Consider the following 24,823-nt stretch of genomic DNA (forward strand, 5'->3'; position numbering starts at 1 on the left):
TCACTGATCTGCACGTGGGAGCAAGCCCTCTCCCACAGAGGTGCTGCCAAGTAGCCTTCCCCGCTGAAAATCCAGCGCCCGCGCCGAATCCCGCTTTACTTACCCCAGCGTGTCCACCACCCATCCGGCAAATTGTTTCAAAACTTGACGGCTCTGGATCCATCCACCATATTGATAGTTAGCAAACTAACTGTATGCGAATTATTCAGTGTCCCAGACCCTCGAACAACTCCAGATGAACCTCAGCAGCAGCATGGTGGTGGGCGCCCGCAACTGGCGCAAAATCTGCCAGACCACGCTGGTGAGCTATGGTATTTCCGAAGCCTGCGCCGTGCCGTTGTTGATGATCGGCCGCTTGGGCGACGGTGTGCATCAGGTCAAGGTGGCCCAGGCCTCCGGCATGGAAAGCCCGTCGCTGGTGCGCCTGCTCGACCAGTTGTGCAGCGGCGGCTACGTGTGCCGCACCGAAGATGTCCACGACCGCCGGGCCAAGGCCTTGAGCCTCACCGAGCGTGGGCGCGAGCTGGTGCAAGCGGTTGAAGAACAACTGGTGCGCCTGCGCAAGGACGTGCTGGCAGACATCGCTGCGAACGACCTGGAAGCGGCTCTGCGGGTATTGCGTGCCTTTGAGGCGGCGACACTTTGAACGGATTTTTTACCGGTTTTCCACCGGCCCGCGACTGGTTCTACGGCGTGCGCACCTTTGCGGCGTCGATGATCGCCCTGTATATCGCCATGCTCATGCAGATGCCGCGCCCGTATTGGGCGATGGCCACGGTGTATATCGTCTCCAGCCCGTTTGTCGGGCCCACCAGCTCCAAGGCCCTGTACCGCGCCATCGGCACCTTCATGGGCGCGGCGGCGGCGGTGGTTTTTGTGCCGATGTTCGTGCAGTCGCCCTACGTGCTTGTGGTGGTGATCGCGCTGTGGACCGGGATTCTGCTGTTCCTCTCCATGCACCTGCGCACCGCCAACAACTACGCCTTGATGCTGGCTGGCTACACCTTGCCGCTGATCGCCCTGCCGGTGGTGGATAACCCGCTGGCCGTGTGGGATGTGGCCGAGGCGCGCACAGAAGAAATCTTCCTGGGCATCGCGGTCGCGGCGGTGGTCGGTGCGATGTTCTGGCCGCGTCGCCTGATGCCGGTGTTCGACGGCTCGGTGGCCAAGTGGTTTGCCGACGCGCAGGTCTACAGCCTGCGTTTCCTCAGCCGCAATGTGCAGCCGGAAGAGGTCAGCACCTTGCGTGGCGGCATGGTCGCCACCTTCAACACCCTGGAATTGATGATCGGCCAGTTGCCTCACGAAGGCGCGCGGCCGCAGACGGTGCGCAACACCAAGGAATTGCGCGGGCGCATGATCCACCTGTTGCCGGTGGTGGATGCCCTCGACGATGCCCTGTATGCCCTGGAGCATCGCGCGCCGGAGTTTCTCGAGCGCATCACGCCGGTACTGGAAGCCTCCCGGCAATGGTTGGAAAGCACCACGCACGCTGCGCCGCTCGAAGCCTGGCGTGCCCTGCGTGACCAACTCGACGCCCTGCAACCCGAAAGCGAAGCCCTGGACGACCGCCACACGCTGCTGTTTTCCAATGCGCTGTATCGCCTTGGCGAATGGATCGACCTGTGGCAGGACTGCCGCAGCCTGCAAGCCGCCATCCAGTGCGAAAGCCAGGACACCTGGCGCGCGGTCTACCGCCACTGGAGACTGGGCCGGCTCACGCCGTTTCTCGACCGTGGCCTGATGTTCTACTCGGCGTTTTCCACAGTCACCGCGATCATCGTCGCCTCGGTGCTGTGGATCCTGCTCGGCTGGACCGACGGCGGCAGTGCAGTGATCCTGGCCGCGGTGGCCTGCAGCTTTTTCGCCTCGATGGACGACCCGGCGCCGCAGATCTACCGGTTCTTTTTCTGGACTGCCATGTCGGTGCTGTTCGCCAGCCTGTACCTGTTCCTGGTGCTGCCCAACCTGCATGACTTCCCGATGCTGGTACTGGCGTTCGCGGTGCCGTTTATCTGCATCGGCACGCTCACCGTGCAGCCGCGTTTCTACCTCGGCATGCTGCTGACGCTGGTCAATACCTCGTCGTTCATCAGCATCCAGGGCGCCTACGACGCGGACTTCCTCAACTTCGCCAACGTCAACCTGGCCGGGCCCGTGGGCCTGCTGTTCGCGTTCGTGTGGACGCTGATCGCGCGGCCCTTCGGTGCCGAGCTGGCGGCCAAGCGCCTGACCCGTTTCAGCTGGCGCGACATCGTCAGCCTCACCGAGCCTGCGACCCTGGCCGAACACCGGCACATGGCCGTGCAGATGCTCGACCGCCTGATGCAGCACCTGCCGCGCCTGGCCCTGATCAACCAGGACACCGGCACCGCCCTGCGCGATTTGCGCGTGGCGCTCAACCTGCTCGATCTGCTGGCGTACTCGCCGCGCATCTACGGCGTGCCGCGCGTGCTGCTCAACCAGGTGGTGGAAGGCGTGGGCGGTTACTTCAAGGCCTGCCTCAAGGCGGGTGAACGCTTGCCCGCGCCCAGCGGTCTGCTGATGACCCTCGACCGCACCCGGCGCGCGCTCAACGGCCAGGGCCTGCAAGACGAAGACGACACCCGCCTGCACTTGCTGCATGCGCTGGCCGGCCTGCGCCTGTCGCTGCTGCCGGGGGTGGAATTTATTGGTGGCACGGAGATGGAAGCGCCGCTGCCTGATGGAGCGCCTTTATGATCGGTGATCTGGATATCAGCGGGGTGTTCCTGCCCACGCTGCTGGTGCTGATGGGCATTACGTACGTGTTGTTCCTGGTGGTGCACGGGCTGTTGACCCGCGTCCACTTCTATCGCCTGGTCTGGCACCGGGCATTGTTCAATGTGGGGCTCTACGCGCTGTTGCTGGGCGCGGTGGACTCACTCAGTCGATACCTGATGACATGAAAAAACCTTTTTTGACCATCGGCCGTGTAGTCCTCACGTTGTTGATCGTGACGTTCGCGGTTGTCGTTGTGTGGCGCATGGTCATGTACTACATGTTTGCACCCTGGACCCGTGACGGGCACATCCGTGCCGACATCGTGCAGATCGCCCCGGACGTCTCCGGGCTGATCCAGCAGGTAGAGGTGCGCGACAACCAACTGGTGACCAAGGGCCAGGTGCTGTTCGCCGTCGACCAGGACCGCTTCAAGCTGGCCCTGCGCCAAGCCCAGGCCGCCGTGGCCGACCGCCAGGAAACCCTGGCCCAGGCCCAGCGCGAGTACAAGCGTAACCGTGGCCTCGGCAACCTGGTGCCCAGCGAGCAACTGGAAGAAAGCCAATCGCGCGTGGCCCGTGCGCAATCGGCCCTGGCCGAAGCCCAGGTGACGGTGGATTCCGCCCAGCTCAACCTCGACCGCTCGGTGATCCGCAGCCCGGTGGACGGCTACGTCAACGACCGTGCGCCGCGTGCCCAGGAGTTCGTGACGGCCGGGCGCCCGGTGCTGTCGGTGGTGGACAGCAACTCGTTCCATATCGACGGCTACTTCGAGGAGACCAAGCTCGACGGCATCCACGTCGGCATGAGCGTGGACATCCGCGTGATCGGCGACAACGCGCGTCTGCGCGGCCATGTGCAAAGCATCGTCGCCGGTATCGAAGACCGTGACCGCACCAGCGGCTCCAACCTGCTGCCCAACGTCAACCCGGCGTTCAGCTGGGTGCGCCTGGCCCAGCGGATCCCGGTGCGCATTGCCTTTGACGATGTGCCGGCGGACTTTCGCATGATCGCCGGGCGTACGGCGACGGTGTCGATCATCGGTGACAAGGTCAAAGATGGAGACAAACCATGAAGCAGCTCCTGGCAACCGCTGCGTTGGGGTTGTTGCTGTCGGCCTGCCAGGTGGTAGGGCCGGATTACAAGCTGCCGGAAAAGTCCGCCGTCAACCGTGGCGACCTGCAAGGGCAGCTGGCGGGCGAGGGCAACAATGTGGTGTCGGCGCCGGTGCCGGCCGACTGGTGGAAGCTCTACAAGGACCCACGCCTGGATGAGTTGGTGCGCCAGGCCATGGCCTCCAACACTGACCTGCGCGTGGCCGCCGCCAACCTGCAACGCGCGCGTTTCCAGACTCAGGAAGCTGAATCCGCCGGCGGTTGGAGTGCCGGTGCCAAGGCCGAGGCGCAGCGCCTGCAGGAGTCGGGTGAGGCCTATTTGCTGACGGAAAAAGTCCCGGTGGCCAACATCGGCAGCGCCAGCATCAGCACCTCGTACCAGTTCGATCTGTTCGGCACCCTGCAACGCGGTATCGAAAGCGCCCAGGCCAGCGCCGATGCTGCGCAAGCCGCCGCCGATATCGCCCGCATCACCCTGGTGGCCGATGTGGTGCGCTCCTATACCCAGGTCTGCGCGGCCAATGAAGAGCTGGCGATTGCCAACGAATCCCTCGACCTGCAAGGCCAGAGCACTAAGCTGACCCAGCGCCTGCGCGACGCCGGGCGTGGGGATGAAACCCAGGTAACCCGTTCGCAGACCCAATACAAATCCCTGCGTGCCGACATGCCGCGCTACGAAGCGGCGCGCCAGGCCGGGCTGTTCCGCCTGTCGATGCTGCTGGCCAAGCCGCTGGACCAACTGCCGGCCGGCACCGCCACCTGCGCCGAGCTGCCGCACATCGCCCAGTTGTTGCCGGTGGGCGACGGCGCGGCCCTGCTCAAGCGCCGTCCCGACGTACGCCAGGCCGAGCGTCAACTCGCCGCTGCCACCGCGCGTATCGGCGTGGCGACCGGTGCGCTGTACCCGGACATCAGCATCGGCGCCACGGTGGGCACCGTCGGTATCCTCGACGACCTGGGTACCGCTCCCACCAACCGCTGGGGGTTTGGCCCGCTGATCAGCTGGTCGTTACCCACCAATGGCGCGCGTGCGCGCATCCACGAAGCCGAAGCCGCGACCCAGGGTGCCCTGGCCCACTTCGATGGCGTGGTGCTGAATGCCATCCGCGAGACCCAGACCGGCCTCGCGCAATACACCGCGCAGTTGCAACGGCGCGACGCGCTGGCCGAGGCCGGCGAGTCCGCACGGGAAGCCGCCGACCAGACCCACCGCTTCTTCCAGGCCGGCCGCGCGTCGTTCCTGGCCGACCTGCAGGCCACCCGCACCTACACCGACGTCCGCGCGCAACTGGCCGCGGCCAACACTCAGGTTGCCATGAGCCAGATCGATCTGTTCCTGGCCCTGGGCGGTGGTTGGGAAAGCGGACGAACGCAAGCGTCACAGGGCAGCAAACCCTGAGCAGGTAGCTATGCTTTGTCAGGTGGATCGCCGTGACGATCCGCCTGACACTGCTCGCGTTTGCTCATGGGGATTCCAATAATGAAAAACCCTTATGCTCCCGCTTTCTGGTGCGTGTGCTTCGCACTGGTGTTGTTATCGGCTGCCTATTTCTACGGCGTCATGCTTGCCCATCAGATCGACAAGGCCATGGTGTTTCTCGACAGCGCGTGCCTGGTGATTGGCACGCTGTCCATCGGCGTCGTGGCGTGGGCCTCCTACCAAAATCAACGCGTGAAGAAAAAGCTCCTCGAACAAGGCAAGACCCGCGTGGCCATCTGGGACACCAAGGTTGCCCTGCGCCGGGTCGAAACCGTGTTCGACCGCTATTTCTGGGGCAGCTACTGGCAGCCTGGGCGCACCTTCCAGGAAGTCATGGGCGACCTCACTGGCACGCCCCTGGAAAAAAGCCTCGAAGTCCTGAAAAAACAATGCGTGGCCCTCGATCAGCAGGTCGCCGAGGGTAGGCATTGGCTGAATAACGCGCGGGAATTGTCCGATGTCGCCACGCAGATGGCCCGCGAGCGCTACCAACTGGACTTCTGCGACCCCAAGACCGACACCCCGGGCAATGCCGTCATACACCGCGAGTTTGAGGTGCTGGTATACACCTGGACCGCGCGCCTGAAGAGTTTTGACCACCAGCTCGACGAGATCGAATTGGAGTACTCGTGAACCAACTGCACGCCTGACCCCTCTGAAAAGCTGGGCCGTCCGCGGCCGCCAGTGCTAATCTTCCCCCGCTTTCGGCGGGCTTGAGCCAACCCCTTTGGGGTTCAAGGAAGACAGCCCACTTCTCACAGGATTTGATCAGGTCACTTCATGAATAAGCCAGCAGTTGTTCTTTTGGGTTTCGTTGTCGCCGTTGGCGTCGTCAGTGCAGGCGGCGCCTGGTACACCGGTAAGCAGCTGGAGCCCGTGCTGCAAACGGCGGTGCAGGACGCCAACAAGGAACTGCAACGGTCCATGGCCGGCGTCGACGGCAGCGTCGCCCTGGAACTGGTCTCCCTGGACCGTGGCTTGTTCAGCAGCACCGCGCACTACCGCCTCAAGGCGCAAGGCTCGTTCTTCGGCGAGCAGAACCCCAATCCCGAACTGCTGTTTGTCGACCATATCGAACACGGTCCGCTGCCGTTCTCGCGCCTGGTGTCGCTGAAATGGCTGCCGGTCATGGCCACCAGTCACTACGAACTGGAAAAGAACGCCACCACCGAAAAATGGTTCGCCGCCGCCAAGGACGTGTCGCCGCTCAAGGGCGTGGCCAATATCGGCTACAACCGTTCGGTCAGCGGTAACCTCGAACTGCTGCCCCTGGAGTACAAGGACGAAACGTCCTCGGCAAGCTTCTCCGGCGCCAACCTGGACTTCGACAGCACCGCCGAAGGCAAGAAGGTCAAGGCCGATGGCTACATGAACAGCCTCAAGATCGCCGTGATCGATGCCAATGGCACGCCGTTCGACGCCGAGTTTGCCGGCCTGACCGTGGCCAGCAACCTGGAGAAATCCACCTTCGGCTTCTACACCGGGCAGAACACCGTTGAGTTGACCGACAGCAAGCTGACCTTCGGTCCGCAGAAAGCCGTGCTGACCCTCAAGGGCTTCGAGCAGAAAGACACCAGCGAAATCAAAGACAACAGCATGGATGGCCGCGTTGACTACAAGATCGACGAGATCGGCTACCAGGGCAAACCGGTTGGCTCCGCTGCCATGGCCGTGAGCCTGAAGAACATCGACGTGCCATCGGGCCTGGTGCTGACCAAGCTGTACCAGGACAAGATGCAGCCGGTGCAAGCCGCCGCCGCTGCCGGCCAACCGGTGCCGGAGCTGCAACTGACCGAGGCCGAACAGACCCTGGCCGAAGCCAACGTTAACCAGTTGCTGGCCGCCAAGCCGCACCTGGCGCTGGAAAACCTGTCGTTGAAAACCACCCACGGCGAAAGCAAGCTCAGCCTGGTCGTGGACCTGGCCAAGCCGGCCTCCATGGAATTGCCACCGATCGAGCTGGGCAAGCAGATGGTGTCCCTGCTCGACGCCAACCTGACCCTGTCCAAGCCAATGATCGCCGACGTGGCCGCCCTGCAAGCGCAGGTAGGTGGTGTAACCGATCCTAAAGCCATCGAGCAGCAATCCCAGATGGCCAGCGAGATGGTCAGCGGCATGGCGGTCGGCACGCAACTGGCGACCCTGGTCGGCAGCGACGTGGTGTCCAAGCTGCACTACGCCAACAATGAAGTGACCTTCAACGGCCAGAAGATGACCGTTGAGCAGTTCATTGGCTTCGTGATGTCCAAAGTCGGTGCGGTGAGCGGCGCGCAGTAAGAATTTCGCCATCACCCCGAAATAAATAATGGGGGAGCGGGGTTGCCTGCGATAAGGGTCAAACGGTCGGCGCGTAGCCTTGCCGTCACCCCCTTATCGCACGCAACCCCGCTCCCCCATTCGCTTTTCAGAATCTGCGGCAATTCTGAACAATTGTTCTGAATTGTCCATTTCGATACAAGCGTCGGGGATAGTTCCTACAGGAAAGCTAGGTCGGGTCACGAGACGCCGACACCCTGAGGCAAATTGCTCAGGACCACCTATCGTTACAGCTTTCCGTGTGTAAGGAAGCTCACGATATGTTGCGAAACCTACCACTCAGTGCCACAGGACGGTTGCGACTGCTCATCGGGGTCGCCTTGTGCAGCCAATTGCTGGTCCCCACCTTCGCCATGGCCGATGCGGCCTATGACGCCCTGATCATTCAGGCGCGCAACGGCAACTTCACACCCGCCCTCACGCAACTGCGCCAATGGCCCGCCGAGCGCCAGACGCCAGGCCAGATCAGTGACCATCTGGTGATCGCCGGCTGGGCCGGGCAAGACGCTGAAGTGCTGAAGGTGTACGAGGCCCAGGGCGCGAACCGCAACCTGACCTCCCAGGCGCTGGCCACCGTTGCGCGCACCTATCGCAACCAGAAGCAGTGGGCGCAGGCCGAGGCAGTCTATCGCCGCGCGCTGCTGCGTGAACCGAACAATGTCGACCTGCAACTGGGCCTTGCGCTCACCCAGGCCGACGGCGGCCAGGCCAACGAAGCCGTGCAGCGCACCCGCGCGCTGGTGGCGGCCAAGCCGGACGATCCCAACCGCCGCATGGCACTGGGCTACGCACTGACCCGCGCCGGTCTCAATTACGACGCGTTGTTTGAATTCGACCAGGCGTTTATCCGCACTGGCGACAAGCCTGAAGTCGCTCGCGAGTACATCGTCGCCCTGCAAAAGGCGCGCTTGCCGGAAGCCGCGCTGCGCCTGTCGGCCAAGCGTCCGGGCCTGCTGGATGACGTCACTCAGCGCCGCCTGGAAGGCGACGTGGCGGCCGAGCGTGTGCGCATGGCCGAGTTCGCCACGCGCACCGAGCAGGAACGTTATGTCATCGCCGACCGGGCGCTGCAGGACTACGACAAGCTGCTCGCTCGCTGGACCCCGGACCCCACTGCGCATGACGACGTCGTGCGCTGGCGCATCGACCGCCTCGGTGCACTCAAGGCCCGTGCGCGCATGGCGCAGGTCATCCGCGAATACGAAACCCTCAAGAGCGAAGGCGTGCAGTTGCCGACGTATGCCGTGCGCTGGGTCGCCGCCGCCTACCTCGACCAGCGCGAGCCGGAAAAGGCCGAGCCACTCTATCGCCAGGCCATCACGGCGCCGGACGCCGACCCGGCGGACCACGTCGAAGACAGCACCGCGCTGTTCTATGCCTTGCTCGAGAGCGACAAGGTGATGGAAGCGCGCGAGGTCGCCAGCAACCTGGCCGACAGCCAGAACCCACGGGTGGAACTCAAGGGCCTGCCGATCGGCAACCCCAACGACAGCTGGATGGATGCGCAACAACTGTCGGCCCAGGCCGGCACTTACGGCGGCGACCTGCCAGGCAGTGAAGCCGGCCTCGAAGCGCTGGTGGCCAAGGCCCCGGGCAACGTCGGCTTGCGCCTGGCCCAGGCCGATATGTACCGCGCCCGTGAATGGCCGCGCCGGGCCGAGGGCAGCCTCAAGGAAACCGAAGCCCAGGCGCCGCGCGACATCGGCCTGGAAGTGAGCCAGGCCTACACCGCGATGGATCTGCAGGAATGGCGGCAAATGGACGCGCTGACCGACGACGTGCTCGCGCGCAACCCGGACAACCGCCAGGTGCAGCGCCTCAGCCGCCTGCGCGATGTGCATGACATGGCCGAGCTGCGTGTCGAGGCCTACACCGGTAAAAGCTACGGCGGTGGCGGCAATGACGACGTGGGCGCGGTCGCGGGCAGTCGCGACTGGGGCATCGAAAGCGTGCTCTACAGCCCGCCCATCAATGAAGATTGGCGCGTGTTCGCCGGCGCCGGTTATGCCACCGCCGACTTCACCGAAGGCACCGGCCAGCACCGTTTCCAGCGGGTTGGCGTGGAGCAGCGCACCCGCGACATGACCCTGGAGGCTGAAGTCTCCAACCATTCCTACGGCTACGGCTCCAAGCAAGGCGCTGCGGTGTCGATCACCCGCGACATCAACGACAACTGGCAATACGGCGGCAGCCTCGGCTACCTGCTGGCCACCACGCCGTTGCGGGCGTTGAACGCCGACGTCACCGCCAACGGCGGCAGCGGCTTTATCCGCTGGCGCGCGAATGAAAGCCGCGAGTGGAAACTGTCCCTGAGCCCGTCCCACTTCAGCGACGGCAACAATCGGCTCGAAGCCTTGCTCACTGGCCGCGAGGGCATCTACAGCTCGCCCCATGTGCAAGTCGACCTGGGCCTGGAGGTCGGCGCGAGCCGCAACACCAAGGACGACACGGTGTACTTCAACCCCAAGTCGGACCTCAGCGTGTTGCCCAGCGTCACCGTCAATCATGTGCTCTATCACCGCTACGAGACCCAGTGGAGTCAGCAGTTCCAGGTCGGTGCGGGTACCTATAGCCAGCGCGACTACTCCACCGGCGGGGTCGGCCTGATCGGCTACGGCCAACGCATTCGCTGGAATGACGTGCTGGAAGCCGGCGCCAACCTGAGCTTGATCAGCCGACCTTATGACGGCGATCGCGAACGCGATCTGCGCCTGCTCGTCGACCTCACTTACCGTTTCTAGAAGAGCCTGACCATGACCGTCCTCAGCCGTTGCTTGTTGGTCCTGGGTGTATTGCTGGCCAGTGCCTGCGCCCAGCAACCCGCGCCTTACATCCCACCCGCCGAGCGGCCGACGCCGCCCAATGAGGCGCCGTGGCCGAAGAACCATTTCCTCGGCATCGCCTACCACGATGTCGAGGATCGCGACCCGGACCAGGCGGTGGTGGCGGTGCGCACCGAGCGGTTGATCGACCAATTGGCCTGGCTGCGCGAGAACGGCTACCAGCCGGTCAGCGTCGACCAGATCCTGGCTGCACGCAGCGGTGGGCGCGAGCTACCGCCCAAGGCCATCCTGCTCAGCTTCGACGACGGTTATTCGAGTTTCTACACCCGCGTGATGCCGATCCTGCGGGCCTATCATTGGCCGGCGATCCTGGCCCCGGTGGGCTATTGGATCGACACGCCGCTGAACAAACCGGTGGACTTCGCCGGCACGCCCCGCGCGCGCTCGGACTTCCTCACCTGGCAGCAGGTGAAGGAGATTTCCCAATCGGGCCTGGTGGAAATCGCCGCGCATACCGACGCCAGCCACACCGGCATCCTGGCCAACCCCCAGGGCAACCTGGAGCCCGCCGCCGCCACACGGCGCTACGATGCCGCTACCGGCAAGTACGAAACCGACGCGCAGTTCCAGGCGCGGATGCGTGCCGACGTGACGGCCATCTCCAACAAGCTGCGCGCCGTCACCGGCAAGGCGCCGCGTGTGTGGGTGTGGCCTTATGGCGCCGCCGATGGCACGTCCCTGGCCGTTGTGGGCGAGCAGGGCTACCAGATGGCCCTGACCCTGGACGACGGCCTCGACGACCTCGCCAACCTCAAGAGCAGCCCGCGCTTTCTGGTGGCGTCCGACCCGGACGGCGAGCACTACGCCAACGCGATTGTCGGCACCGAGACCAAGGCCTCGATGCGCGTGCTGCATGTCGACCTCGACAACGTCTACGACCCTGACCCGGCCCAGGAGGCGCGCAACCTCGACCAGTTGGTGCAGCGCGTGGTGGACATGGGCGTGAGCACCGTGTTCCTGCAAGCCTTCGCCGACCCCAAGGGCGACGGCCTGGTGCATTCGCTGTACTTTCCCAACCGCCACCTGCCGGTGCGCCGCGACCTGTTCAACCGCGTGACCTGGCAACTGCGTACCCGTGGTCATGTGGCGATTTTCGCGTGGATGCCGGTGCTCAGTTTTGCCCTCGACCCGGCGTTGCCGCGCGTCACCCGTTGGGACCCGAAGACCGGCCAGCTCGGCCTTGATCCGGACCAGTACAAGCGCCTGTCGCCGTTCGATCCGAAAGTGCGCCAGCAGATCGGCGAGATCTACGAAGACCTGGCGCGCAACACCGCTGTCGACGGCGTGCTGTTCCACGACGATGCGATCCTCTCGGACTTCGAAGACGCGAGCCCGGCGGCGCTCAAGGCCTACGCCGCCAACGGCCTGCCCGACACCATCGCCGCCCTGCGCGCCGACCCGGCCGTGATGCAGCGCTGGACACGCTTCAAGAGTCGCTACCTGATCGACTTCACCCAGGAGCTGACTGCCAAGGTCCGCGCCATCCGTGGGCCGCAGGTGCAGACCGCGCGCAATATCTTCGCCGAGCCGATGCTCAACCCCGGCAGCGAAGCCTGGTTCGCGCAGAACCTCGATGACTTCCTCCAGACCTACGACTGGACCGCGCCCATGGCCATGCCGCTGATGGAAGGCGAAACGCTGAAGAACTCCAATGCCTGGTTGGAAAAATTGGTCGCCACGGTCAAGGCGCGCCCCGGTGCGCTGCAACGGACCGTATTCGAACTGCAAGCCAAGGATTGGCGCACCCAGGCCGCGCCCGATATCGACGGGGCGCAGATGGCACAGTGGATGGGTGTACTCAAACGCCAGGGGGTCACGAGTTTTGGTTATTACCCGGACAACTTCCTGGAAAACTCGCCGGATCTGAAGACAGTGCGTCCGGCTCTTTCCAACCAATGGAACCCTTGACCATGTTCGACAGAATCCTGGCGTTATTCGTGCTGGCACTGGTGTTGGGTGTGCCCCTGGGCCTGATCTTCCTGGTCACCGGGCAGTTCCTGATGGACTTCGTGTTTTTCTACCCGCTGTTCATGTCGGCGCTGTGGATCGCCGGCGGGCTGTATTTCTGGTTGCACTGGGAGCGCCACTGGCCGTGGGAAGAAGACACCCCGGCGCCGGTGCTGGCCGGCAACCCGCTGATCTCGATCATCATCCCTTGCTACAACGAGGGCGAAAACGTCGCCGACACCATGGAGGCCGCGCTGGCCCAGGTGTACCCGAATATCGAGGTGATTGCGGTCAACGACGGATCCTCCGACAACACCGCCGCAGTACTGGATGCCCTGGCCTTGCAGCAGCCACGCCTGCGCGTATTGCACCTGGCGCAGAACCAGGGCAAGGCGGTGGCGTTGCGCATGGGCGCGGTGGCCGCGCGCAGCGAATACCTGGTGTGCATCGATGGCGACGCGTTGCTGGATAAGAATGCGGCGGCCTACATGGTTGCGCCGATGCTCGACAACCCGCGCCTGGGCGCCGTCACCGGCAACCCACGGATTCGTACGCGCTCGACGCTGATCGGGCGGGTGCAGGTGGGCGAGTTCTCGTCGATCATCGGCTTGATCAAGCGCACCCAGCGGGTGTTCGGGCGGATCTTCACGGTGTCGGGTGTGGTGGTGGCGTTTCGCAAGAAAGCGCTGGACCGCATCGACTACTGGAGCACCGACATGATCACCGAGGACATCGACGTCAGTTGGAAGCTGCAGCTCGATCACTGGAGCATCTTCTACGAGCCGCGTGCACTGTGCTGGATCCTCATGCCGGAAACCGTCGGCGGCCTGTGGAAGCAGCGCCTGCGCTGGGCCCAGGGCGGCGCCGAGGTGCTGTTCAAGAATATCCGTGGCATCTGGCAGTGGCGCCACCGCTACCTGTGGCCGTTGCTGTTCGAGTACTGCCTGTCCACAGGATGGGCCTTCACCTTCCTGCTGTCGGTGATCTTCTGGGGCGTGGGTAAATTCATCCCGCTGCCACAGGCAATTACCGTGGACTCCCTGGTGCCGCCGGCGTTTACCGGGCTGGTGCTGGCGATGGTGTGCCTGGTGCAGTTTGCGGTGAGCATCCTGATTGACCGGCGCTACGAGAAAGACCTGTGGAAAACCCTGTTCTGGACCGTGTGGTACCCGATGGTGTTCTGGCTGGTCAGCCTGTTCACCACTTTGGTCAGTTTCCCCAAGGTGCTGTTCAACCAGCACCAGAAGCGCGCCCGCTGGGTCAGCCCGGATCGCGGTATCAAACCCCTTGAAGAGGAGGCGTGAGCATGAAACTGGTCAGAACCCGCCAACGCTCCGTGATGTGGATCATCGATGTGCTGTTGACCCTGATGGCCTGGGCCGGCTTGATCTGGCTACTGGCTCGCGGGATTACCTCGATGCTCGACACCCACGGCGGTCCACGTATCGAGGCGCCGATTTTTGCGGCGCTCAACACCCTGCAGGTTTACCTGTGGATTGCCTTGTTCAACGCCGTGATCCTGATCAGCTGGGCGCGCTACCAGCAACGCCGGGGTCGCAAGTTCGCCCAGCGTCGCGCCGAGGCCAAGGCCCTCACCGACCAGAACCTGAGCGACAGCTTCAGCCTCGGCGAGGGTGACCTGGAGCAACTGCGCCGGCCTGGCGTGCTGGTGATCCACAATGACGACGACGGCGGTGTGGCGGAGGTCAAATCCCATGTCTCGCGGGATGTGGAAAAGCCGGGGCTGACCCTGGTGCCTGGCCAGGATCGCAACAAGGACGCCAGCTAGGATTTACGCTGGAGAGTGTTCCCGCGCAATGTGGGAACACTCTTGGTTAATACCGATAAGTGGGATCCAATTCACAAAAACGCCGCGAACTTTTCTGCCTTTTCCGGTACTAACTTATCTCGGCAAGAACTTGATGGCTAACTAATGGCAACTTTCAAGTTCTCCGACGAATCGCCATCAAAACTATTGCCGCTTGTCGGAATAATACTGCCAGTCACAGGCTGTATTTCTTTTTGATGATTTTTAGTTGTTATTAATCAATAGGTTAAGTGAGTAACTAGTACGGCTGTGCAACTAATCCAGCTTCTTGGGTTGGCGCAAGTTCGATGTTAGTTTGCCGCCCCTTGATTTTCGACGGATCGAACATGTCTTTGTTATCGCCACGGACTCGGTATTTGCTGTGCACTTTCCTGCTCGCTTATTTGAGTATGAACAGTGCCATGGCCGCCCCTACGCCAGGGGATCAGGACCTGATTCGCGACCGCCAGAACCGCCTTCTCGAAGAGCAGCGCCGGCGCCTGGAAGAACTTCAGGACCTGCCCGGCAAAGACACCAAGGCCCAGGCGCCGGCCACGCCCGTCGATACCCGCTGCTTCCCGATCCAGGACATCGAACTCAAGGGCGCCGACAGCCTGTCCGCCGCCGACCGCACGCGCCTGCTCAAGCCCTATATCGGCCAGTGCCTGGGCGTGGCACAGCTCAATGAACTGCTCAAGGTCATCACCGACTATTACATCGCCAAGGGCCGGGTCACCAGCCGCGCCTACCTGCCGCAACAAGACCTCTCCAGCGGTCACCTCCAGGTGCTGGTGGTGGAAGGCAAGCTCGAAGGCCTGAAGGGCGCCGAGGGCAGCAGCGTGACCGACCGTGAATTGGCCATGGCGTTTCCCGGCAAGGTCGGCGAGGCGCTCAACCTGCGTGAAGTCGAGCAACTGGTGGACCAGCTCAGCCGCTTGCCGTCCAAGCAGGCGCAGATGGAATTGATCCCCGGCAGCCAGGTCGGCGGCAGCGAAGTGGTGGTGAAAAACCAGCCGCAAAAGCCCTGGCGCGCCAGCCTGTCGCGCAACAATGACGGGCAGAAAAGCACCGGCGAACAGCAATGGGGCGCGGGCCTGGAGTGGGACAGCCCGCTGGGCCTGGCTGACCAGTTGATAGTGCGCGGCGGCCACGACGCGATCAGCGACCACCAGAAAACCTCGAAAAGCAGCATGCTCTACTACAACCTGCCGTGGGGCTGGTGGAACTTCAGCTACAGCTACAGTGAAAGCGACTACCGCACGCCAGGTGACCTCCAGGGCTACAAATACAAGCAGACGGGCGACAGCCAGAACCACCAGCTGCGCGCCGAGCGCGTAGTGCATCGCGATGACGTGAGCAAGACTTCGGTCAACGTCGGCCTCACTCATTTGCGCACCAACAACTACATCAACGACGAGCGCCTGGGCGTCAGCAGCAACCGCCTCAGTGAGTTCCAGGTCGGCCTCAGCCACGGGCGGCGGATCGCCAGTGCCTTCGTCAACCTGGACGTTGGCATGCAAAACGGCATCGGCGCCTTCGATGCCCAGCGCGACGAACAGCGTCGCGACGGCTTCGGCAACCTCACGCCCACCCCTCGCTACCGTAAATACACAGCCACCGCCAGCTACCTGCAGCCGTTCACGCTGTGGGGCGAGTCGTTCAGTTTCACCAGCCTGGCCACCGGGCAGCGCAGTGAAGATGTGTTGTATCCGTCGCAACGCATGAGCCTGGGCGGCTCCTACTCGGTGCGCGGGTTCAAGGACCAGCAACTGAACGGTGACAGCGGCGGCTACTGGCGCAACGACCTGCGCTGGACCCGTCCGGTCACGGTCGGCTGGCTGCGCCCGGCCTTGCTCGAATACGGCGCCGGCGTCGGTTACGACCAGGGCGTGATTCGCAATGACCGTTACAACGACACCCAGCATGGCCGGGTGTCGAGCAACTCCGTTGAGTTGTTCGCGCGGGGCAAATACGTCAGCACCAGTGTGACGTTTGCCCATTCCCTGGAGCGACCTGGCGTGGTGACCGAGCGCGAAGCGCCGATCTACTTCCGCCTGGATTTCTTCCTGTAATTCAACGCCGCTGCCGTGAGATTCTGAATATGGACGTTCGCCCTGTTGTTGCCCTGAAAACCCTGTCCCAGCGTGGCCTGGCCCTGATCCTGGCCAATGCGCTGTTCTGGCAGCCGCTGCTGGCCCAGGCCGACGGTATCGTGGTCAGCGGTCCGGGCACGACTGTCGGCCAGGCGGGCAACGGCGTGCCGGTGGTGAACATCGCCACGCCCAATGGCAGCGGCCTGTCCCATAACCAGTTCCAGGACTACAACGTCGGCCCCAATGGCGTGATCCTCAACAACGCCACGGGCATGGTCCAGAACACGCAGCTGGGCGGGATCATCGTCGGTAACCCGAACCTCAAGGGCGGCGCTGCGAATGTCATCCTCAACGAAGTCAACGGCGGCAGCCCCAGCCAGTTGCGCGGCTACACCGAAGTGGCGGGCCAGTCGGCCAAGGTGATCGTCGCCAACCCGTATGGCATCAGCTGCAACGGCTGCGGTTTTATCAACACCCCGAATGTCACCCTGACCACCGGCAAGCCAGTTATCGACAAAGTCGGCCGCCTGGACCATTACCAGGTGGATGGCGGTGCGGTGACCATCGACGGCAAGGGCTTGAACGCGAGCAACGTCGACCATTTCGAGATCATCACCCGTTCGGCCAAGATCAACGCGCAGATCAATGCACGCGAGCTTACGGTGATCGCCGGTCGCAATGACGTTGATGCCAAAAGCCTGAAAACCACCGCGCGCGCCGACGACGGCAGCGCCAAGCCGGAGCTGGCGATCGACTCGTCGGCGCTGGGCGGCATGTACGCCGGCGCCATCAAGCTGGTGGGCACCGAGGCCGGCGTCGGCGTGAAGCTCGACGGCACATTGGCCGCCAGCGGCGGCGATATCCAACTCGATGTCAACGGCCACCTGAGCATGGCCCAGGCCGCCTCCAGCGGTGCGGTGGACATCAAGGCGGCAAGCCTGGATGCCCAGGGCCCGGTCTACGCCGGCACCACCCTGAAGGCAAAGACCAAGGGCGAGCTGAAAAACCGCAAGAGCCTCGCCGCCCGTGACAGCATCACCCTCGCGAGCAACGGCAAGCTGACCAACAACGGCATCATCGAAGCCGGGGTCAACGCCGACAACACCCGCAACGCCGGGGGCGACGTCACGCTCGACAGCCAGCAGATCACCAACACCGGCACCGTAATCGCCAATCGCAACCTGACCGCGACCGTCGCCCAAGACCTGGATAACCAAGGCGCCAGCATGAGCGCCAAGCAAGCGCTGAACATCACCGCCGGCAGCCTCGATAACCGCAACAAGGGCCAATTGCTCAGCGACGGTACTCAAACCCTAAACGTCAGCGGCCTGCTGGACAACAGCCAGGGCGGCATCATCGACAGCACGGGCGCATTCACCCTGCACGGCAATACCCTGGACAACAGTGCCGGCAACCTCACCGGCGCCAGCACGCTTACCCTGGATTTGCTCGGTGACCTGATCAACCGCAACGGCAAGCTGGCGAGTGTCGGGCCCTTGCTGGTCCAGCGTGCGGCCCACCTCGACAACCAGGGCGGCAAGCTCGCAAGCCAAAGCTTGCTGACGGTGTTCGCCACCAGCATCGACAACCAGAACAGCGGCACCCTGGCCGCCAACGATGGCCTGAGCCTGACCGCCTCCGAAGGCGTACAGAACGGCACCAACGGCCTGATCCACAGCGAAAAGGCCGGCCTCAGCATTACCGCCGGCACCCTCGATAACAACGGCGGACGCATCGCGGCCAAAGGCGGTGATGCGCTTATCGATGCCACGGATTTCAACAACGGCAGTGGCAACCTGTTCGCCCGTGACCGCGTGCACCTGAGTGGCGTGAATGTGGATAACGGCGGGGAGATCGCCGCCAACCGGATCGACGTCAGCCTGCGCGGCGCGCTGGTCAACCGTGGCTTGATCGAAAGCGCCACGACCCTGGATGTCGACAGCGCAAGCCTCACCAACAGCGGGCAAATGCGCGCCCTCGGCGTCGTCGGCAAGACCCGCTACGCCATCGGTGGCCTGCTGAACAACAGCGGCAGCCTGGAGACCGCCAACGACCAATTGAGCCTCGCCGCCGGCACCTTCCAGAACACCGGCGGCAAGGTGTTGCACGTCGGCACCGGCGTGCTCGACCTCAGTGGCATCAGCCTCGATGACGTCGGCGGCAGCCTGGTGACCCAGGGCGACTTGACCCTCGACAAGACCCACTGGACCAACAGCACCGCGATTCAGGCCGGGCGCCTGACGGTGAATGTCGACAACCTGCATCAGACCGCCACCGGGCAATTGCTCGGTACCCGCAGCCTGGTCGGCAGCGGCCAGGACTGGACGGTGGGCGGCTCCGTTGCCAGCCAGGGCAGCCTCGACCTGTCGGTGGGCAACCTGCTCAATGACCACGGGTTGATCTTCAGCGGCGGCGACATGAACCTGAAGGTCGACCGCCTGAAAAACCTCGGCGCCAACATCTACGCCATGGGCAACCTGCGCGTTGACCGCGACGGCCAGGGTGGGCTGGCCACCAGCATCATCAACAGCTCGGGCACCATCGAAAGCGAGCGCAACCTGGTCCTGGCGGCCAGCACGATCGACAACATCCGTACTGTGCTGACCACCGAATCGGGCATCTACAGCGCCTCCATCACCCCTATCGCCTGTGTCGAGGGCGTGACCGGTGGCGACTGCGACGGTGGCAAGCAGAACCGACCGTTCCAGATCACCCAACGCGATCGCTTCATCGTCAGCAACGCGACGGCGGCGTCCAGCATTACCTCGGGCGCCGACATGCTGCTGGCCGGCGGCGACCTGCTCAACAGCAGCAGTAGCATCGCCTCGGGTGGCAACATGACGGTGCGGGTCAACCAATTGACCAACGTCGGTGTGGTGACTCACGACACCCAGTACGACCGCGTGTTTACCTCCGATCGCGAGCGCAAGCCAGAGGGTTGGTACCGCTACGCCGCGGACTTCACTGACCAATATTCCATTGGCGGCACTCGGTACGACGCCAACAACCTCGGCGGCCTGGAAGCGTCGCTGGCGACGTTTATCGGCGCGATGCAGATGGAGAAGCTCCCCCTGCGCAAGACCACCGAACTGGCACCGGTGGACCAGAGCTACGCGGCCGTGATCCAGGCCGGTGGCGCTGTGACTGTGCAGGCCCAGGCCGGTATCGACAACACAGTCGTGCGCGGCGGCTACACCTACGTCGGCAGCGGCGCCAACAGCCATGCGCCGGGCTACTCGACCGAGGTCAGCCTCAACCCGCAGCTGCCGCCGGACGTCGCCCAGCAACAAGTCAACCCGTTGGGCCTGCCAGGCTTCGACCTGCCCACCGGGCAGAACGGCTTGTTCCACCTCAATGACGGCAATGGCGTGAACGGTGTGCCCACCAGCCAGTTCGCGGCCAACCCGCACAAATACCTGATCGAAACCAACCCGCTGCTTACCGACATGCGCCAGTTCATGAGCTCGGACTACATGCTCAGCAAGCTCGGTTACGACCCCGACACCGCGCAACGGCGCCTCGGCGACGGCTTCTACGAACAGCGCCTGATCCAGCAGGCCGTGCTTGCGCGCACCGGCCAGCGTTTCATCGACGGCCTGACCAGCGATGCCGACCTGTTCAAGCACCTGATGGACAACGCCATCAGCAGCAAGGACGCTCTCAGCCTGTCGGTGGGCGTCAGCCTCACCGCCGAACAGGTGGCGGCCCTGACCCACGACATCGTGTGGCTGGAAAACGCTACCGTCGCCGGGCAACAAGTGCTGGTCCCGGTGCTGTACCTGGCCCAGGCCAGCAACCGCCTGGCGCCCAATGGTGCATTGATTACCGGTAGCGACGTCAGCTTGATCAGCGGCAGCCACCTCAATAACGCCGGCACCTTGCGCGCCAACGGCAGCCTGCTGGCCAATGTCGGCAGCAACCTCACCAACAGCGGCTTGATGGAAGCTGGTGGGCGTCTCGACCTGCTCAGCGGCAACAACCTGACCAACCGCGCGGGCGGTGTCATTGCCGGGCGCGACGTCAACCTCGCCGCCGGCGCCGACCTGCTCAACGAGCGCACGGTGACCACCCACGAAAGCGCCAGTGCCTATCGCACCGAGCGCAGCGATTTCGTCGACAGCGCCGCGCGCATCGAGTCAGCCAACGCGCTGACCTTGCAGGCCGGGGCCAACCTCAACAACGTCGGTGGTGTGCTCAAGAGCGGCGCGGACACCACCGCGCAAGCCGTGGGCGACGTCAACATCAGCGCCTCGCAAACCCTCGACAGCGGCGCCATCGGCACGCGCTCCAACTACAAGACCATCGCGCAGCAAGGCTCCGTGGTGGAAGCCGGTCGCGACCTGCACGTGGCCGCCGGGCGCGACATCAGCATCGTGGCCAGCCAGGTGCAAGCCACGCGCGATATCAACCTGGTTGCCACCCGCGATTTCAACGCGGGAGCAGCGGCCAATGAGCAGCACTCGACGTTCAACTCGAAAAAGGTCAAGCGCATCGAGGACCACGTCCAGCAAGTCTCCAGCGTGATCAAGGCCGGTGGCGACGCCAGCCTGAGCGCCGGGCAGGACCTGCAACTGGTGGCGAGCCAGGTCAATGCCGGCAGCGAGGCCTACCTGGTGTCGGGTAAAAACCTCAGCCTTAAAACCGCTGAAGACCAGGACTACAGCTTCTACAGCAAGACCAAGAAAACCTCCCAGGGCAAGAAATTCCGCCTCGACGAAACCGACGCCGTGAACAATGTCGGCAGCCTCGTCAGCGCTGGCACTCACAGCACGGTCGTGGCCGGCGAAAACCTGCTATTGGCCGGCAGTGCCGTCACCGCCGAAAAAGGCGCGGCGCACTTGGTTGCCGGGCAGGACGTGAGCATCCTCGCGGTGAGCAATTCGGACAGCGCCCGCCACGAACGCAAAGAGAGCAAAAGCAGCTGGGGCGGGCTCAAGGCGAGCAAGGTCGAGGACAAGGTCGACGAAAAACGCACCACCGCCATGGGCAGCATGGTCTCCGGCGAAACCGTCACCGTCGCGGCCAAGCGCGATGCCGTGGTGACCGGCTCCGCGCTGGTCAGCACCGGCGACCTCGCCGTGCAGGCCGGCCGCGACCTGACCATCGATGCGGCGCAGAACACCTTCGCCCGCACCGACATGCACAAGGAAAAAAACCGCGACCTCACCGGTGTGTTGACCGGCAACACGCTGGGCCTGGATGACATCACCGGCAACCAGAAACTGTACATCAACAGCTCGAAGCACAACGGCACCGCCAATGAAATGACCCTGACCGGCAGCACGATTGGCTCAAGTGCAGGCAATGTGTCGCTGACTGCAGGGCGTGAGCTGGCGGTGATTGCCAGTGATCTGGTGAGTACCAAAAACATGGCGCTCACCGGTGCGAACGTCAGCATTACGGCCGGCATGGAAACTGCCAGCCAGACCAGCAAGGACAGTTCCAAGAGCCTGGCGGTAGGCCGTGTGATCGCGGGCACCGTGGTCGATACCACTAAAAGTATCCGTGATGCCGCCGAGGCAGCGCGCAGCTCCGACGACCCGCGTCTGAAGGCCGTGAAAATCGCCCAGGCGGCGCTGTCGGTCTACAACCTCAATAACCAGGCGGGCGAGCTCAATAAGCAAAGCACCGGTTTCAAGGACAAGACCGGCGGCTCCGCCGGTAACGGCTCGCTGATCAAGATTGGGACTGAACTGGCCAACACGCGGACCAAAAGCAGCAGTGAATACACAGCCCAAACCGCCCATCAGAGCAGTCTCAATGCGGGTGAAAACCTGCTGATTGTCGCGGCGGGCGACGCGCCGCAGACCTTGGGCGACCTGCTGATCACCGGCAGTTCATTGAAAGCGGGCAACACTCTGTTGTCGGCGAAAAACAACATCCTGCTGCAAAGCGCGCAGAACACCACTGAGCGTAAAAACGATGGCTCGCGCAACCGGACTGCCATCGGCGCCAGCTTCAACATTGGCGAGCAAAACGGCTTCACTCTCGACCTGGGCGCACAAACCGCCAAGAACCTCGGGTCGGGTGGCTCGGTGACGCAAGTCAATACCACCCTGGACACCGGTTCACTGGTGCTGCGCAGCGGCCAGGACACGACCTTGGCGGGAGCGCAGGTACGGGCTGATCGCATTGATGCCGACATCGGCGGCAACCTCAACATCCTGTCGCGACAGGACACCGAGACCTCCAAGAGCAAGCAGGACAGCGCAGGCTTCGGAGCGAGCATCTGTATCCCGCCGTTCTGCTACGGCTCCACCGTGGCGGCGTCGGCGAACCTGGCGGCGTCGAAGATGAACAGCGATTACCAGGCGGTGACCGACCAGAGCGGGTTCTTTGCCGGCAAGGGCGGCTACACCATCGACGTGGCCAAGAACACCACCCTGCAAGGCGCGGTGATTGCCAGCGAAGCCACGGCTGACAGGAATTTACTGCTCACCGATCGTCTGCTGGTCAGCGACATCAAGAACAAGAGCGAGATCGAAAGCAAATCGGCGGGCATGAGTGTGTCCGGTTCCTACGGTGGCGGTGTCGGTACGCTCACACCCGGGGCCCTGTATGGCATGGCGCTGAATGATTCGGACCACAGCCACACCCGCAGTGCCGTGAGTGAAGGCACGATCGTGGTGCGCAACCCCGAAGGCGCGGGCGACCTGATCGGCCTGAACCGCGACACGGCGAATGCCAACCAGCACCTCGACAAGCCTGACCAGAAGGCCATGCAAGAACGCATGGACCTGATCAAAAGCTCGATGGAGTTGACCAAGGGGATCGGCGATGCCATCGCCGCCGCCAGGATCAATGCCGCCAATGACCCCAACAGCGACATCAATAAAGCCACACGGCAGAAGCTGATTGAGGACGGTATCGCTAACCCGACACCGGCGCAGATCAACCAGCAAGCCCAGAAGGATTATGGTGTCGGCAGCAGCTTCCAGAAGGCCAGCCAGGCCGTGACGGCCGTGGTGCAGGCGGTCATGGGTGGCAGTGTTGGCGGTGCGTTGGCGGGTGCGGCGGCACCGTACCTGGCCCATGAAATCAAGCAGCAGACTGAAGGCGACCCCTACGCCAACCTGATGGCTCACGCAGTGCTGGGTGCGGTGGTGGCGCAAGCCCAGGGTAACTCGGCGTTGTCAGGGGCAGCCGGTGCTGCAACCGGCGAATTTATTGCCCGCCAGCTGTATCCGGGCACCGCGACCGCTGACTTGACCCAGGCGCAAAAGGCAACGGTTTCCGCGCTGTCGAGCTTGGCTGCGGGCGTGGGCGGAGGGCTCGCGGGCGGTGACATGTTCGGCGCTGTCGCCGGCGCTCAAGCAGGACGTAATGCGGTGGAAAATAACTGGCTGAGCGAGACAGAAGCCCGTGCGCTTGATAAAGAACTGACAGCCTGTAAAAACGTCAGGGGTGGAGACTGCGCGCCGGTGATAAAGAAATACATTGATATCAGTAATGAAAACAGTAAAAGAATGGCGGGTCGCTGTACGGGCGGGGGATGGACGTGTGTCACGCGCGAAGAGGAAATCCAGGCAAGTACCAATGCTGCCAGAGATGCCGATCCCTCACAGTTTCGCACGAGTGAAAAGTTGAAGAACCCCGAGGCCATTGCGCTGGTTAATTATCTGAATGGCGCGGACCTCAAGTTTCTGAAGGAAAACATTACCGACTCAGACCGCGTGATGTCGGTTGTCATCGATCCGTTAACGTGGCCTGCCATTTTGATGGGCGGTAAATCCATTCTCACCAATGCAGTGACCAAAGGGCGAGAACAGTTAGTCTCCGTGGGCGTTTCCGCCGGTGTTGGCGCCGGTATCCAATACGCGGCGGATGGCAAGGTGACACTGGCGGACGTGATTGGCTCTGGGATAGTCGGGGCCATCACCCCCGGTAAAGGGTACAGCCCTACGGTCACGTGGAATGCAACAGGTAGTTATTATCAGGCTGAAATGAAGGGCGATGATCCGTTCATGGCGGCCTTGGTAGGTAAAGCGGGCGCAACCGTAGGGTTCGGCATTGGTAACATGGTCAAATTACCCTTGGAGAAGGGCCTTAACCCTTTGTCCAAGCAGTACGAGTGGGTACCGGCCGGAATATGGACTATTACAAAGCCCGCCCCGCCAAGCTCCATTCCTTCCATCGCGGGTAATTTGGGTGACTCCACGGCCTCCGGGCTTTTCAACAAAAGCGTTGAGTACTATATGAAGAAAAGAGACCTCAATGAGAAGAAATGAACCCTGGTGGGTCGCCATTTATCTGCCGTGTGCCTTTGCGTTGGCGCTGCTGTTCATGAGTGTGTTCTTCCAGGTGGCGGGGTACTGGTTGAGTGGTGGCGAGGATGTCATCGGACTGGTGAAGGAAAACAGCCTGCTGTACCTGAAAGTGGCCGGGGTTGGATTCATCGCGGGGTGGGTGCTTTGGTTCTTTAATGTGCGCTGATTATCCACGGGCAGCGGAGCGTATCAGGCGGACACTGCGTTAAACTCCGG

14 protein-coding genes are annotated in these 24,823 nt (G+C 63.1%); all 14 read left to right on the plus strand.

Features of this window, described 5'->3' with window-relative positions:
• Positions 1-235: 235 nt before the first annotated feature.
• On the plus strand, positions 236-646 hold the full coding sequence (locus BBG20_RS00960) for a MarR family winged helix-turn-helix transcriptional regulator (RefSeq protein WP_065899514.1): 411 nt from the start codon (positions 236-238) through the stop codon (positions 644-646).
• A complete protein-coding gene (locus tag BBG20_RS00965) occupies positions 643-2,721 on the plus strand; it encodes an FUSC family protein (RefSeq protein WP_065899515.1) in 2,079 nt (692 codons plus the stop codon). The genes BBG20_RS00960 and BBG20_RS00965 overlap by 4 nt, the downstream gene beginning before the upstream one ends.
• Positions 2,718-2,927, plus strand: a complete 210-nt coding sequence (locus BBG20_RS00970; RefSeq protein WP_012721577.1) for a DUF1656 domain-containing protein — start codon at positions 2,718-2,720, stop codon at positions 2,925-2,927. Before BBG20_RS00965 ends, BBG20_RS00970 begins: the two co-directional genes overlap by 4 nt.
• Positions 2,924-3,814 (plus strand): efflux RND transporter periplasmic adaptor subunit, encoded by an 891-nt coding sequence (locus BBG20_RS00975; protein ID WP_065899516.1) that lies wholly within the window; start codon positions 2,924-2,926, stop codon positions 3,812-3,814. Before BBG20_RS00970 ends, BBG20_RS00975 begins: the two co-directional genes overlap by 4 nt.
• Positions 3,811-5,253 carry an efflux transporter outer membrane subunit gene (locus tag BBG20_RS00980; RefSeq protein WP_065899517.1) on the plus strand — a complete coding sequence of 481 codons (1,443 nt, stop codon included), beginning with the start codon at positions 3,811-3,813 and terminating at the stop codon, positions 5,251-5,253. Before BBG20_RS00975 ends, BBG20_RS00980 begins: the two co-directional genes overlap by 4 nt.
• An 81-nt stretch (positions 5,254-5,334) precedes the next feature.
• Positions 5,335-5,967, plus strand: a complete 633-nt coding sequence (locus BBG20_RS00985; protein ID WP_065899518.1) for an NADH:ubiquinone oxidoreductase subunit N — start codon at positions 5,335-5,337, stop codon at positions 5,965-5,967.
• Between the two features lie 147 nt (positions 5,968-6,114).
• Positions 6,115-7,611: a YdgA family protein gene (locus BBG20_RS00990; RefSeq protein ID WP_065899519.1), complete on the plus strand. Its 1,497-nt coding sequence runs from the start codon at positions 6,115-6,117 to the stop codon at positions 7,609-7,611.
• Between the two features lie 299 nt (positions 7,612-7,910).
• Positions 7,911-10,391, plus strand: a complete 2,481-nt coding sequence (pgaA, locus tag BBG20_RS00995; protein ID WP_065899520.1) for a poly-beta-1,6 N-acetyl-D-glucosamine export porin PgaA — start codon at positions 7,911-7,913, stop codon at positions 10,389-10,391.
• Between the two features lie 12 nt (positions 10,392-10,403).
• Complete coding sequence (pgaB, locus tag BBG20_RS01000; protein WP_065899521.1) at positions 10,404-12,401, plus strand: poly-beta-1,6-N-acetyl-D-glucosamine N-deacetylase PgaB; 1,998 nt, start codon at positions 10,404-10,406, stop codon at positions 12,399-12,401.
• 2 nt (positions 12,402-12,403) lie between these two features.
• Complete coding sequence (pgaC, locus tag BBG20_RS01005; RefSeq protein ID WP_065899522.1) at positions 12,404-13,744, plus strand: poly-beta-1,6-N-acetyl-D-glucosamine synthase; 1,341 nt, start codon at positions 12,404-12,406, stop codon at positions 13,742-13,744.
• A gap of 2 nt (positions 13,745-13,746) precedes the next feature.
• Complete coding sequence (pgaD, locus tag BBG20_RS01010; protein ID WP_065899523.1) at positions 13,747-14,229, plus strand: poly-beta-1,6-N-acetyl-D-glucosamine biosynthesis protein PgaD; 483 nt, start codon at positions 13,747-13,749, stop codon at positions 14,227-14,229.
• Positions 14,230-14,594: 365 nt separating this feature from the next.
• Positions 14,595-16,319: a ShlB/FhaC/HecB family hemolysin secretion/activation protein gene (locus tag BBG20_RS01015; RefSeq protein WP_065899524.1), complete on the plus strand. Its 1,725-nt coding sequence runs from the start codon at positions 14,595-14,597 to the stop codon at positions 16,317-16,319.
• Between the two features lie 29 nt (positions 16,320-16,348).
• Positions 16,349-24,568 carry a two-partner secretion domain-containing protein gene (locus BBG20_RS01020; RefSeq protein WP_065899525.1) on the plus strand — a complete coding sequence of 2,740 codons (8,220 nt, stop codon included), beginning with the start codon at positions 16,349-16,351 and terminating at the stop codon, positions 24,566-24,568.
• On the plus strand, positions 24,555-24,773 hold the full coding sequence (locus BBG20_RS01025) for a hypothetical protein (RefSeq protein WP_065899526.1): 219 nt from the start codon (positions 24,555-24,557) through the stop codon (positions 24,771-24,773). Before BBG20_RS01020 ends, BBG20_RS01025 begins: the two co-directional genes overlap by 14 nt.
• Positions 24,774-24,823: the final 50 nt, after the last annotated feature.

Origin of the sequence: Pseudomonas aylmerensis (assembly GCF_001702265.1) — a bacterium.
Lineage (GTDB): Bacteria > Pseudomonadota > Gammaproteobacteria > Pseudomonadales > Pseudomonadaceae > Aquipseudomonas > Aquipseudomonas aylmerensis.

Bases quoted from the DNA above. Each gene is read 5' to 3' on its own strand.
- BBG20_RS01015 (WP_065899524.1), top strand. From the start codon at position 14,595: ATGTCTTTGTTATCGCCACGGACTCGGTATTTGCTGTGCACTTTCCTG.
- BBG20_RS01020 (WP_065899525.1), top strand. From the start codon at position 16,349: ATGGACGTTCGCCCTGTTGTTGCCCTGAAAACCCTGTCCCAGCGTGGC.
- pgaB (WP_065899521.1), top strand. From the start codon at position 10,404: ATGACCGTCCTCAGCCGTTGCTTGTTGGTCCTGGGTGTATTGCTGGCC.
- BBG20_RS01025 (WP_065899526.1), top strand. From the start codon at position 24,555: ATGAGAAGAAATGAACCCTGGTGGGTCGCCATTTATCTGCCGTGTGCC.
- BBG20_RS00970 (WP_012721577.1), top strand. From the start codon at position 2,718: ATGATCGGTGATCTGGATATCAGCGGGGTGTTCCTGCCCACGCTGCTG.
- pgaA (WP_065899520.1), top strand. From the start codon at position 7,911: ATGTTGCGAAACCTACCACTCAGTGCCACAGGACGGTTGCGACTGCTC.
- BBG20_RS00990 (WP_065899519.1), top strand. From the start codon at position 6,115: ATGAATAAGCCAGCAGTTGTTCTTTTGGGTTTCGTTGTCGCCGTTGGC.
- BBG20_RS00980 (WP_065899517.1), top strand. From the start codon at position 3,811: ATGAAGCAGCTCCTGGCAACCGCTGCGTTGGGGTTGTTGCTGTCGGCC.
- BBG20_RS00975 (WP_065899516.1), top strand. From the start codon at position 2,924: ATGAAAAAACCTTTTTTGACCATCGGCCGTGTAGTCCTCACGTTGTTG.
- BBG20_RS00960 (WP_065899514.1), top strand. From the start codon at position 236: ATGAACCTCAGCAGCAGCATGGTGGTGGGCGCCCGCAACTGGCGCAAA.
- pgaC (WP_065899522.1), top strand. From the start codon at position 12,404: ATGTTCGACAGAATCCTGGCGTTATTCGTGCTGGCACTGGTGTTGGGT.
- pgaD (WP_065899523.1), top strand. From the start codon at position 13,747: ATGAAACTGGTCAGAACCCGCCAACGCTCCGTGATGTGGATCATCGAT.
- BBG20_RS00985 (WP_065899518.1), top strand. From the start codon at position 5,335: ATGAAAAACCCTTATGCTCCCGCTTTCTGGTGCGTGTGCTTCGCACTG.